The 10,737-nt window shown below is 64.5% G+C and carries 14 protein-coding genes; 6 read left to right on the top strand and 8 right to left on the bottom strand.

Annotated features, from left to right (window positions below; all coding sequences use genetic code 11):
- The coding region (locus EN964_RS12495; protein WP_245490648.1) for a bifunctional diguanylate cyclase/phosphodiesterase at positions 1-885 on the top strand (885 nt) is incomplete at its 5' end.
- Between the two features lie 125 nt (positions 886-1,010).
- A complete protein-coding gene (locus tag EN964_RS12490; RefSeq protein ID WP_127271180.1) occupies positions 1,011-1,652 on the top strand; it encodes a LysE family translocator in 642 nt (213 codons plus the stop codon).
- A 6-nt stretch (positions 1,653-1,658) separates the two neighbouring features.
- On the opposite strand, the gene EN964_RS12485 is transcribed toward EN964_RS12490, so the two are convergent.
- Genes EN964_RS12485 through rlmN form a run of 3 tightly spaced genes read right to left on the bottom strand, consistent with a single transcriptional unit; the run spans position 1,659 to position 3,822 of the window.
- Positions 1,659-2,138, bottom strand: coding sequence for a hypothetical protein (locus EN964_RS12485; protein WP_127271178.1), 480 nt, complete (start codon positions 2,136-2,138; stop codon positions 1,659-1,661).
- Entirely contained in the window at positions 2,135-2,551 is a 417-nt protein-coding gene (locus EN964_RS12480) for a hypothetical protein (protein ID WP_236382957.1), read from the bottom strand. Before EN964_RS12480 ends, EN964_RS12485 begins: the two co-directional genes overlap by 4 nt.
- Before the next feature lie 35 nt (positions 2,552-2,586).
- Positions 2,587-3,822 (bottom strand): 23S rRNA (adenine(2503)-C(2))-methyltransferase RlmN, encoded by a 1,236-nt coding sequence (rlmN, locus tag EN964_RS12475; protein WP_127271171.1) that lies wholly within the window; start codon positions 3,820-3,822, stop codon positions 2,587-2,589.
- 158 nt (positions 3,823-3,980) lie between these two features.
- On the opposite strand from rlmN, the gene EN964_RS12470 reads away from it, so the two are divergent.
- Positions 3,981-5,336 carry a chloride channel protein gene (locus EN964_RS12470; protein ID WP_127271175.1) on the top strand — a complete coding sequence of 452 codons (1,356 nt, stop codon included), beginning with the start codon at positions 3,981-3,983 and terminating at the stop codon, positions 5,334-5,336.
- Positions 5,337-5,404: 68 nt separating this feature from the next.
- Here the strand turns inward: EN964_RS12470 and EN964_RS12465 are convergent, their stop codons facing one another.
- The 3 genes from EN964_RS12465 to EN964_RS12455 form a co-directional block, all read right to left on the bottom strand.
- Positions 5,405-5,908 (bottom strand): invasion associated locus B family protein, encoded by a 504-nt coding sequence (locus tag EN964_RS12465; RefSeq protein ID WP_127268363.1) that lies wholly within the window; start codon positions 5,906-5,908, stop codon positions 5,405-5,407.
- 270 nt (positions 5,909-6,178) lie between these two features.
- Positions 6,179-6,541: a YkvA family protein gene (locus tag EN964_RS12460; RefSeq protein ID WP_127268362.1), complete on the bottom strand. Its 363-nt coding sequence runs from the start codon at positions 6,539-6,541 to the stop codon at positions 6,179-6,181.
- Positions 6,542-6,664: 123 nt separating this feature from the next.
- Complete coding sequence (locus EN964_RS12455; RefSeq protein WP_127268361.1) at positions 6,665-6,961, bottom strand: 4a-hydroxytetrahydrobiopterin dehydratase; 297 nt, start codon at positions 6,959-6,961, stop codon at positions 6,665-6,667.
- A gap of 50 nt (positions 6,962-7,011) precedes the next feature.
- Between EN964_RS12455 and EN964_RS12450 the strand changes: the two genes are divergently transcribed.
- Complete coding sequence (locus tag EN964_RS12450) at positions 7,012-7,530, top strand: low molecular weight protein-tyrosine-phosphatase (RefSeq protein ID WP_127268360.1); 519 nt, start codon at positions 7,012-7,014, stop codon at positions 7,528-7,530.
- On the opposite strand, the gene thpR is transcribed toward EN964_RS12450, so the two are convergent.
- Positions 7,434-8,030 (bottom strand): RNA 2',3'-cyclic phosphodiesterase, encoded by a 597-nt coding sequence (thpR, locus tag EN964_RS12445; RefSeq protein WP_127268359.1) that lies wholly within the window; start codon positions 8,028-8,030, stop codon positions 7,434-7,436. The two genes, EN964_RS12450 and thpR, sit on opposite strands and share 97 nt — an antisense overlap.
- 125 nt (positions 8,031-8,155) lie before the next feature.
- Positions 8,156-8,800, bottom strand: coding sequence for an arylesterase (locus EN964_RS12440; RefSeq protein WP_127268358.1), 645 nt, complete (start codon positions 8,798-8,800; stop codon positions 8,156-8,158).
- A gap of 85 nt (positions 8,801-8,885) precedes the next feature.
- On the opposite strand from EN964_RS12440, the gene EN964_RS12435 reads away from it, so the two are divergent.
- Positions 8,886-9,581, top strand: coding sequence for an ABC transporter ATP-binding protein (locus EN964_RS12435; RefSeq protein ID WP_127268357.1), 696 nt, complete (start codon positions 8,886-8,888; stop codon positions 9,579-9,581).
- Positions 9,581-10,737 (top strand): ABC transporter permease (locus tag EN964_RS12430; RefSeq protein ID WP_127276404.1); only part of this gene is annotated, 1,157 nt, incomplete at its 3' end. The genes EN964_RS12435 and EN964_RS12430, both read left to right, overlap by 1 nt.

Raw genomic sequence — 10,737 nt, 5'->3', positions numbered from 1 at the left:
GCCATGTACCGGGCGAAGAACGACGTCACGCGAGCCGTCTGCTTCTACGAATCCGCCATGGACGAGACGGCGCGGGCGCGCCGCGCCTTGGCCACCGACCTTCGCCAGGCGATCGACCGCGGCGAGCTTTCGCTGCACTATCAGGTGCAGACCTCGGTCCCGACCGGCGCCACCTGCGGCTACGAGGCGCTGCTGCGCTGGACCCATCCCGTGCACGGCATGATTCCGCCCGCTGAATTCATCCCGATTGCCGAAGAGAACGGCTCGATCATGGCGATCGGCGAATGGGTGCTGCGGACCGCGTGCCGCCAGGCGGCCTCGTGGGGCAATGGCCACAAGATCGCGGTCAATCTGTCACCGGTACAGTTCGCCCATGCCGATCTCGCCAAGCTCATCCATCAAATCCTGATCGAGACCGGGCTGTCGCCGAAACGGTTGGAGCTGGAGCTCACCGAATCGACGATCGTCGCCGACAAGGTGCGCACGCTGCATGTCCTGCGCCAGATCAAGGCGCTGGGGGTGACGATCGCGATCGACGATTTCGGCACCGGCTATTCATCGCTCGATACGCTGCGCTCGTTTCCCTTCGACAAGATCAAACTCGACCGCTCGTTCATGGCTGACGTCGAGCGAAGCCCGCAGGCCAAGGCCATCATCCGGGCGGTGCTGACGCTGGGCCGCAGCCTCGACATTCCGGTGCTTGCCGAAGGCGTCGAGACGCATGTCCAGCTCACCATCCTGCAGGTCGAAGGCTGCAACGAGGCGCAAGGCTATTTCCTCGGCCGGCCCAAGCCGATCGACCAGATCACCGGGGACGCCGATGTTAGCAACGATCAACTCGTCGCGGAGGAGCCGGCGAGGATGCGGCTGAGCAGGCAGGCATAGGACGCCGCGGCCGGCCGTCCAGCGAATGCCTTGCGGACGCCTGCTGGATCGACATCGGGTGGCTGCTGTGTCTGGCATCGTCATGGCGCATCCTGTATAGGCCTCCCAATTCCCTGGGGCCGCTCATGTCGTTCATTCCAGACACCGCCACGCTGATCCAGTTCGCCATTGCCACGGTCATCCTGGCGATCACGCCGGGTCCGGACATGACGCTGTTCGTCTCGCGCACGCTCAACCAGGGCCGTGCCACCGGCTTTGCCTCGATGGCCGGCGCGCTGTGCGGCACGCTGATCCACACCACGCTGGTGGTTGTCGGTGTCTCGGCACTGATCGTCGCCTCGCCGATGGCTTTCTTCGTGCTGAAGATCTTCGGCGCGGGCTATCTCGTCTTCCTGGCCTGGCAGGCGATCACCAGGGGCTCGGCCTTTTCGCCGGAGAAGAAGACCGGCCCCGAGATTTCGCTGTTGCGCAGCTGGGCGGCGGGACTCGGCGTCAATCTGCTCAACCCGAAGATCATCCTGTTCTTCATGACCTTCCTGCCGCAGTTCGTCTCCGCGCATGATCCGAACGCCCCGGGAAAGCTGTTTTTCCTCGGACTCATGTTCATCGTGTTGTCGGTCCCGGTGACCGTGCCGATGGTGCTGGCGGCGGAAAAGTTCTCGGCGGCGATGAAGGCCAGCCCGCGCGTCACGCGGGTGGTCGACTATCTCTTTGCCGGCGTGTTCTCCGCCTTCGCGCTCAAGATCCTGACGGCCCAGGCGAAATAGCGGCCGTCATCCTGCTCGACCACCATCGCCGGATTCTGGTTCGCCTTGCCACCAGCTTCCGGCCCAGCGCCCGGCGCTGAGCCAGTAGAAGATGCCGCCGACCATGCCGCCGCCGATCACCGCCATGATGGCGCTGGTGTCCCTGACCGTGAAGGCGGTGTCACCGCTGTGGTCGGCAAGCCCGAGGAAAACGCCGGCAACCGCCGCGCCCGCCAAGGCATAGTACAGCCAGTCTCGCCGGCCGAGGATCTCGGCAAGCAGGATGACTATGCAAGCCGGCATCAGGGCGAAATAGGCGACGAACAGGGCGACGAAGGGAATCGAGAAATACAGGGAAGCCGTCACCGCCGGTTGCGCTTGCTCCGGTGCGTAGCCGAGAGAGGCCAGGAACAGGATGTTGAGGAAGGCGCTCGCCGCCAGCGAGGCGATGGCATAGCCGAACAGGATGACGGTGAAACGGATGAGGTAGCCGACGAGACGGGTCATCCCAGATCTCGGCCCAAATCCCGGCGCATGCCCGACTTGCGTCCGGCCAGAAGCCAGTAGACCGAACCGGCGGCAATGCCGGCGGTGGCCAGGAAACCGAGAAAGCCCGGATTGAAGATAAAACTGCCGGCCGAGCGCGGCATGGACACGCCAAAGGCGATGGACGTGATCGCACCCGTGGCGGCAAAGTAGAACCATCCCCGAAGCGAAAACCATTCAGCGACAAAGAGCGCCGGGCCGACGATTAGCAGCGCGGCGATCGTCACGGTCAACACCGCGAGCGGGAAGGAACCCAGCCAGTCGAAAGCGAAAATGATGGACCAGTTGCCATCTTCCAAACCTTCCAGAAGAGCGATCAGCAGCACCGGGACCAGGATCGAGGTCAGCACGGCGGCGATATAGCCGACCGCCATCACGGCGAGGCGCTTCAGCCAGGCGACGGGGCGGCTCACGCCTCGCCGTGCCCCGCTATCATCATCGCTTCCAGCGCCAGCCGGTCGACCTTGCGCATGCGCTCGGAGTCGGACTTGAGCTGGCCGCAGGCGGCGAGGATGTCGCGGCCGCGTGGCGTGCGGATCGGCGAGGCATAGCCGGCGTTGTTGATGTAGTCGGCGAATTTCTCGATCGTCTCCCAGTCCGAGCACTGGTAGTTGGTGCCAGGCCACGGGTTGAACGGGATCAAATTGATCTTGGCCGGAATGCCCTTGAGCAGCTTGATCAGCCCCTTGGCGTCCTCGATGGAATCGTTGACATCCTTCAGCATCACATATTCGAAGGTGATGCGCTTGGCGTTCGACAGGCCGGGATAGGCGCGGCAGGCGGCGATCAGCTCCTTCAGCGGATACTTCTTGTTGATCGGCACAAGCAGGTCGCGCAGATCGTCATTGGTGGCATGCAGCGAGATCGCCAGCATGACGCCGATCTCCTCGCCGGTGCGGAAGATTTCCGGCACGACGCCGGAGGTCGACAGCGTGATGCGGCGCTTCGACAAGGAAAGGCCGTCACCGTCGGAAGCGATCAGCAGCGCCTTCTTGACCGCTTCGAAATTGTAAAGCGGTTCGCCCATTCCCATCATGACGATGTTGGACACTTTGCGGCCCTCGGCCGGCACGATGGCGCCGTCGGGCGTGTCGCGGTCGGGAAAATCGCCGAGCCGGTCGCGGGCGGTGAGCAGCTGGGCGAGGATCTCCTCAGCCGTCAGATTGCGCACCAGCTTCTGCGTGCCGGTGTGGCAAAACGAGCAGGTCAGCGTGCAGCCCACCTGCGAGGAGATGCACAGCGTGCCGCGACCCTCTTCGGGAATGTAGACAGTCTCGATCTCGACCGGCCGGCCGGCGCCGCGCGGCGGAAAGCGGAACAGCCATTTGCGCGTGCCGTCGGCGGAAATCTGCTCCTCGACGATCTCGGGCCTGGCGACGGTGAAGTGCTTGTCCAGTTCGGCGCGCAGATCCTTGGAAATGTTGAACATGCCGGCGAAATCGGAGACGCCGCGCACATACATCCAGTGCCACAGCTGCTGGGCGCGCATTTTCGCCTGGCGCTCGGGCACAGTGCCTGATGCAACCAGAGCCTCGGCGAGCTCGACCCGCGTCAGGCCGATCAGCGACGGCTTTTCGGGCTGTGCCGCGCGGGCGCGCAACGCGTCGCGGGCGCCGTCAGTGGTGAGATCGAATGAAAGGGTCATGGTTGCACTGATATAAGCGGTTTGCGGCCGATTTCACGCATCGTGCCGGAAAGGAAGCGCGGCGCATAGCACAGGTTGAGGGCAGAGTCATGGGTTGTGCCGGTTTAACCTCTGGCCTGCACGTGTTAGGGCTCGATACTCCCCGCTCGAGGACAGACATGGCCGGCACATCGCGAAGATATCCCATGCTGCGGCGTTCGCGCGCGATGTGGGGCTCACGGCGGGTGTGGCAGCCGCGCCTGGTGTTCTGGGCCGGGGCGCTTGGCATCGGTGTGATCAGCGTGCTGTTCGCGGTGCTGGCGGACAGGGCGCAGGAACTGTTTCACCTGATGACAGGAGACGGAGGCGGCTGGCGTTTCTATCTGCCGCTTGCCGTTACGCCGTTGGGTTTCGTGCTGTGCGCCTGGCTTGCCCACACCTTCGTTCCCGGCTCGCAAGGCAGCGGCATTCCGCAGGCGATCGCCGCCCGCCATCTTCGCGACGACGAGGACCGAAGTCATATCCTGTCCCTCAAGCTGGTGGTCGGCAAAATCATGCTCACCATCGTCGGCCTGTTCTGCGGCGCCTCGATCGGCCGCGAGGGTCCGACCGTGCAGGTCGGCGCGTCGCTGATGCTGCAGGCGGCGCGCTGGGGCGGCATGGTGCAGGCGCGGGGCCTGATTCTGGCCGGGTCGGCCGCCGGTATCGCCGCCGCCTTCAACACGCCGCTGGCCGGCATCGTCTTCGCCATCGAGGAGATGGGCCGCACCTACGAGGCGCGTACCAACGGGCTGGTGCTGACGGCGGTGATCCTGGCCGGCCTCGCCTCGCTCGGCCTGCTCGGCAACTACACCTATTTCGGCGTCGCCAAGGACACGATCTCGTTTGCCGCCGAGTGGCCGCTGGTGATCGCCTGCGGCGTCATCGGCGGCGGGCTCGGCGCGCTGTTTTCGCTGCTGGCGTTGAAGGCGACACGCCGGATCCGGCGCTGGAACACTGGGCAGCCTTTGCAGCGCGCTTTGCTGGTCGCGGCCGTCTGCGGGCTGCTGGTTGCAGTGATCGGCATCGCCTCGGGCGGGCTGACCTTCGGCACCGGTTACGTGCAGGCACGGGGCGCCGTCGAAGGCACGCCGCTGCCATGGTTCTTCTTTGCCGAAAAGTTCCTGGCGGGACTGCTGTCGATGATCTCGGGCATTCCGGGCGGCATCTTCGCGCCCTCGCTGGCGGTCGGCGCCGGCATCGGCAGTTCGCTCGGCCTCCTCTTCGGCGCCAGCACGGGGGCTGCGGCACTGCTCGGCATGGCCGGCTATTTCGCCGGGGTGGTGCAGGCGCCGATGACGGCTTTCGTCATCATCCTGGAGATGACCGGCAATCACGACAATGTCATCGCGCTGATGCTGGCCTCGATGCTGGGCTACGGTACGGCGCGGATGATCTCGCACGAGCCGCTCTACCACGCGCTGTCGCGTGTTTTCATCGCCGAGGCGATCCGGCGGCGGCGGGCGGAGGCCGGGCCGGGATCGGCGCAAGGCTGAAAGCAAAAAGGCCGGGCTTCGCGGCCCGGCCTTTCATTCAAAGCGAAGTGCGTGCCTGCACTCCTTGCCTATTTGCACTTGGCAATCGACGTCAGCGCCGCCGAAATACCTTTCAGCGAGAAGACATAGGAGGTGGGATTGCCGCGGCCGGACTTCGCCGTCACCTTCATGTCGGTGCCGGTCTTCATGGCGGCGATCAGCACCGGCTCCTCGGCGGCATTCTCGACCCAGGCCGATTTTCCGCGGGTGAACATCGAAAACGTCTTCTTGTCGATGGTCACGGTGGCCTTGGAGCCGTCCTGGAAGTTGTAGCCGGCAATGAATTGCGGCTCGTAGGACACTTGCTGGCCGGGCCGCTGGCTGACGAAGAAGAACATGTCGCCATGATCGAGCGTAGGCGGCTGCTTGTCGGTCGGCACGGTCAGGACATAGCAGACCTTGCCGCCCGATGCCTGGTAACTGTAGGTGCCCCAGGCATTGTGCTGGCCGATCTTGGTCGCCGACTGCGCCAGCGCCGGCGCTGCCACGGCCACCAGGACCAGGCTCGAAACTAGTGCAATTAATCCGCGCATCGCTTTTCCCGTATTCCAAATGGTGCGGAGGCAGGCCGGCTTGGCGTCCTGCCCGTCGCTTCATTTTGATTTAATCTGGGTTACCAAACGGTGAATTTCCGAAGAGAAAAGGACCCTCACCCCGAGGAAACCGCCGCCATTGCCGCGCCGCCGCCTTGCGAGCGGCTGGCGCGACATCCCTTTGGCGACTTGGAGGCCACGAAAGCGGCAAGAGTTTGACTTTTTACGCTGCCGCAGAAAGCCGGCTTCAACGGCGTTCCGTGCGTGAGTTCAGCCCTTGTCGGCCATGGCGTCCCTGGCGGCTTGCCGGTGCGCAGTGGTGATGTGGGCGCTGACGGCGGTGATCGCGGCGGTGAGCACGGCGATGTCGTCGGTGAAGCCAAGCCCGAAGACGAAGTCGGGGATGACATCCACCGGCAGCACGAAATAACCGAGCGCCGCGAGCAGAATGCCTTTGGCGCGCAGCGGGGTGTTCTTGTCCATGGCGCAGTAGTAGGCGGCCACGACCTCTTCCATGTAGGGGATCTGCAGCGCGGCCTTCTTGGCTGTGCGCCAGAATTTCTCGCGCACTTCGCTCTCGTTTGCCAGCTTGCCGCCAAAGCCGAAGAAATCAAAACCGGATTGTTGCGCCATCAGTGTCTCCTTGCGAGCGCCCATGCGCATCCGGCGCATGCCCGCGGGGGAAAATGTGGTGAAACCCGACCCCCGCTACAAGATGCTGGTGCCGATTTGGGCCTGCCGAGGCGATACCAGGCCTCAGGCGCCGGCAAAGCGGTTCATTTTCTTGGCCAGATCGATATCGAGCGTGGTGACGCCGCCGGCGTCGTGAGTGTTCAGCGTCACATCGACGGTCTTGTAGACATTCGACCAGTCGGGATGATGGTCCATCGTCTCGGCGGCAAGCGCGACGCGGGTCATGAAGGCGAAAGCCTCGGAGAAATTCGCGAAGGTGAATGTGCGCTTGATGGAAGCGCCGTCTTCCGCCAGCGCCCAGCCGTCAAGACCGGTCAATGCGGCTTCAGCGGCTTGCCTGCCCAGTTTCTCTCTCGCCATGTCCATATCCTGTGCTATTCGAAAACGACCCTTACCATAGCGACGGATCGATGAGCGCGAAGCCCATAAACTCCATTCTCTTCGTCTGCCTCGGCAATATCTGCCGGTCGCCGTTGGCGGAAGGTGTCTTCCGCGCGGTTTGGGCCGAGCGCGGGTCGGCCCGGGATATCCTGCTCGATTCAGCGGGAACCAGTGACTGGGAGGCCGGCTCTGCCCCCGATCGACGCGCGATCGCGATCGCGGTGCGGCACGGCGTCGACATTTCCGGGCAAAGGGCGCGCAAGGTCACGCCGCAGGACCTCCACCGTTTCGACCTGATCCTCGGCATGGACCGGTCGAATGTCGCCGACCTGAAGGCGCTGGCGCCGGCGGCCGTGCAGGACCGCATCCATCTGTTCCTGGAGTTCGCGCAGGGAAAGGCACGCGACGTGCCGGATCCTTATCATGACGAGGCAGAAGCCTTCGCTTCCGCCTATCGCATGATCCGCGAGGCGTCGGAGGCGCTGGCGACAAGGCTGGACGCGCGGGCGTCCGTGCCTGACAGCGGCCAGGCTTCCTCGACGATGTAGGGTCCACCGCCGACCGAATCGCGCGACGACATCAGCACGAAACGGCCGACGCGGAACGGCAGCGTCGAGAAATTGCCGCGCGCCGACAGATATTGGGCGACGTCCAGCGGGGTCGAATTGCGTAAGCGTGCCAGCGTGACATGCGGCATGAACTTGCGGGGATCGGCCGGGATGCCGAGCCGCTGGCAGATGCGGTCGATCTCGCCCTGAAGGGCAGCCAGACCGGGCGAGGCGGAAGCGCCTGCCCACACCGCATGTGGCTTCTTCTGGCCGAAAGCGCCGACGCCGGACAGCGCCAGCGAGAAGGAAGGGCGGTGGACGCGGTCGAGCGCGTTGGCGATCTCGTCGGCGACATGGCCGGGAACATCGCCGATGAAGCGCAGCGTCAGATGGTAGTTTTCGACATCGATCCAGCGGGCTCCCGGCAAGCCGCCCCGCAGCAGGGACAGCGAAAGGGCAGCGTCACGCGGAATTTCGAGGGCGGTGAAAAGACGCGGCATGAAGAGCCTCCCTTCCTCGAATCGAACTGTCATCCCCAGCGAATCATCGATAGTCAAACGGAGCAAGAGGTTTGTTGGCCACAGTCCCTGTTAAAAGCCCCCTGCGCGGAAACAGTTCCAATCCGCTAGGAATCGCCCGGCACTGCAGCGATCACCTTCTCGACCGTCGGCAGGATGCGTTCGACTATCTGGTCGACGCCTTCAACGCTCGGATGCAGGCCGTCCTCGAGTTGCATGCCGGGCTGGCCGGCGACGCCGTCGAGAAAGAACGGGTAGAGTACGACGTCGTATTTCTTCGCCAGGTCCGGAAAAATGGCGTCGAACGCATTCTGGTAGTCGGGGCCAAGATTGGGTGCGGCACGCATGCCGGCCAGAAGCACGGCAATCTTGCGCTGCTTCAGCTTGCTCAGCATCTCGTCGAGGTTCTTCCTGGTGATGTCGGGCGAAACGCCGCGCAGCATGTCGTTGGCGCCGAGTTCGAGGATGACCAGTTGCGTGCCGTCGGGCACCGACCAGTCGAGCCGCGCCAGGCCACCGCTCGTCGTGTCGCCGGAAACGCCGGCATTGGCGACGCTCACATCATGGCCTTTGGCGCGAAGGGCAGCCTGCAGCCTGTCGGTAAAGCCCTGGTCAGGCCCAAGGCCATAGCCCGCCGTCAGGCTGTCGCCGAAGCCGACGATTTTGAACGGCTCGGCACGCGCTGACGGCATGGCGCCGCAAATGGCGAGGAAAACCATGAGGCCTGCGGCAATACTGCGTTTGAAAGACATGCGGCAGGCCCCATATGAGCTAGGAATTCTTCAGTCGACGGCTTCCGGCAAGCAGAGCCTTCCCAGATTATAGGACGATTTCATTTTGACAGAAGCCGTCATCGCGCTGAAAGATGTATCCCTGACCCTTGGCGAGGGCGCTTCATCGGTCCATGTGCTGAAGGGTGTCAGCCTTGATGTGGCGACCCGGGAGGCGACCGGCATCGTCGGGCCTTCGGGCTCCGGCAAGTCGACATTGCTGATGGTCCTGGCAGGCCTGGAAAGGGTCGATTCGGGTACGGTCCGAATCGCTGGTGAGTTGCTCAACGGCAAAAGCGAGGACCAGATTGCTTCGTTTCGAGGCCGAAACATTGGCATCGTGTTCCAGTCCTTCCATCTCATTCCCAACATGACGGCGCTCGAAAATGTCGCGGTGCCGCTGGAGCTGGCCGGCCATGCCGATCCGTTTTCGGTGGCGGCGCGCGAGCTGGAGGCGGTTGGCCTCAGCGACCGCGTCACCCACTATCCCGGCGAATTGTCGGGCGGCGAGCAGCAGCGCGTGGCGATCGCCCGCGCATTGGCGCCGTCGCCGCGCATCCTGATCGCCGACGAGCCGACCGGCAATCTCGACCAGGCGACCGGGCGGCAGGTCGCCGACCTCCTGTTTGCCAAGGCGGCCGAGCGCGGCATGACGCTGGTGCTGGTGACCCATGATCCGGCGCTCGCGGCACGCTGTTCGCGCCAGGTATCGATGCGCTCGGGCCGGATCGAGGCGCCGGCGCCTGTCAAGGTGACGGCCTGATGCCGCTGTCCCGGACGTTGAGGCTCGCGGTCCGCTTCTCGTTGCGCGAGATGCGCGGCGGCCTGTCCGGCTTCCTGATCTTTCTCGCCTGCATCGCGCTCGGCGTCGCGGCCATCGGCGGCGTCAACTCGGTGGCGCGTTCGATCACCGCCGGTGTCGCAAATCAGGGCCAGACGCTGCTGGGCGGCGACCTTCGCTTCGAGATCAATCAGCGTGACGCCAGCCAGGCGGAGCGCAGCTTCCTTGACGGGCTCGGCACAGTTTCCCGGACCGCCAGCATGCGTTCGATGGCGCGTCTGGCCGACGGATCCGACCAGGCGCTGGTCGAGGCCAAGGCGGTCGACCATGCCTATCCTCTCTATGGCACGCTGGAGACCGAGCCGGCACTGTCGAAACAGGAACTGTTCGGCGAAGAGTTCGGCGTCTTCGGTGCGGCGGCACCCGACCTTCTGTTCGAGCGGCTGCACGTCAAGATCGGCGACCGGCTGAAGCTTGGTACCGCCACTTTCGAACTGCGCGCCAGGCTGGTCGCCGAACCGGACGCCGTGTCCGACGGTTTCGGCTTCGCGCCAAGGCTGATGATCTCGACGGACGGGCTGGCGGCCACTGGACTGATCCAGCCGGGCAGCCTGGTCGAGAATGCCTACAAGATCCGCCTACCGGCAGACGCCGACGAGGCGCGACTGAAGGGCGTCCAGGACCAGGCGGCCACGGATTTCCCCGAAGCAGGCTGGTCGATCCGCACACGCAGCAACGCGGCGCCCGCGCTGTCGTCGAACATTGAACGTTTCTCTCAGTTCCTGACCCTGGTCGGGCTGACGGCGCTGGTGGTCGGCGGTGTGGGCGTCGCCAATGCGGTGCGCGCCTATCTCGACGGCAAGCGCGGCGTGATCGCCACCTTCAAGAGCCTGGGCGCTTCGGGCGGCTTCGTCTTTGCCGTCTATCTGGTGCAGATCCTGATCATTGCCGCATTGGGTATCGTGCTGGGCCTTGTGCTCGGCGCGCTGATGCCGTTCGCAGCGAGTGCGGCCTTGCAATCCGTCATTCCGGTGCCGGCCGCAGGCGGCTTCTATCCCGGCGCGCTCGGCATGGCGGCGCTGTTCGGCCTGCTGGTGACGTTGGCTTTCGCGTTGCTGCCGCTCGGCCGCGCCCGCGA

Origin of the sequence: Mesorhizobium sp. M7A.F.Ca.CA.001.10.2.1, from assembly GCF_003998575.1 — a bacterium.
Lineage (GTDB): Bacteria > Pseudomonadota > Alphaproteobacteria > Rhizobiales > Rhizobiaceae > Mesorhizobium.
This window is presented reverse-complemented; position numbering and strand designations above follow the sequence as displayed.

Bases quoted from the DNA above. Each gene is read 5' to 3' on its own strand.
- EN964_RS12490 (WP_127271180.1), top strand. From the start codon at position 1,011: ATGTCGTTCATTCCAGACACCGCCACGCTGATCCAGTTCGCCATTGCC.
- EN964_RS12485 (WP_127271178.1), bottom strand. From the start codon at position 2,138: ATGACCCGTCTCGTCGGCTACCTCATCCGTTTCACCGTCATCCTGTTC.
- EN964_RS12480 (WP_236382957.1), bottom strand. From the start codon at position 2,551: ATGGCGGTCGGCTATATCGCCGCCGTGCTGACCTCGATCCTGGTCCCG.
- rlmN (WP_127271171.1), bottom strand. From the start codon at position 3,822: ATGACCCTTTCATTCGATCTCACCACTGACGGCGCCCGCGACGCGTTG.
- EN964_RS12470 (WP_127271175.1), top strand. From the start codon at position 3,981: ATGGCCGGCACATCGCGAAGATATCCCATGCTGCGGCGTTCGCGCGCG.
- EN964_RS12465 (WP_127268363.1), bottom strand. From the start codon at position 5,908: ATGCGCGGATTAATTGCACTAGTTTCGAGCCTGGTCCTGGTGGCCGTG.
- EN964_RS12460 (WP_127268362.1), bottom strand. From the start codon at position 6,541: ATGGCGCAACAATCCGGTTTTGATTTCTTCGGCTTTGGCGGCAAGCTG.
- EN964_RS12455 (WP_127268361.1), bottom strand. From the start codon at position 6,961: ATGGCGAGAGAGAAACTGGGCAGGCAAGCCGCTGAAGCCGCATTGACC.
- EN964_RS12450 (WP_127268360.1), top strand. From the start codon at position 7,012: ATGAGCGCGAAGCCCATAAACTCCATTCTCTTCGTCTGCCTCGGCAAT.
- thpR (WP_127268359.1), bottom strand. From the start codon at position 8,030: ATGCCGCGTCTTTTCACCGCCCTCGAAATTCCGCGTGACGCTGCCCTT.
- EN964_RS12440 (WP_127268358.1), bottom strand. From the start codon at position 8,800: ATGTCTTTCAAACGCAGTATTGCCGCAGGCCTCATGGTTTTCCTCGCC.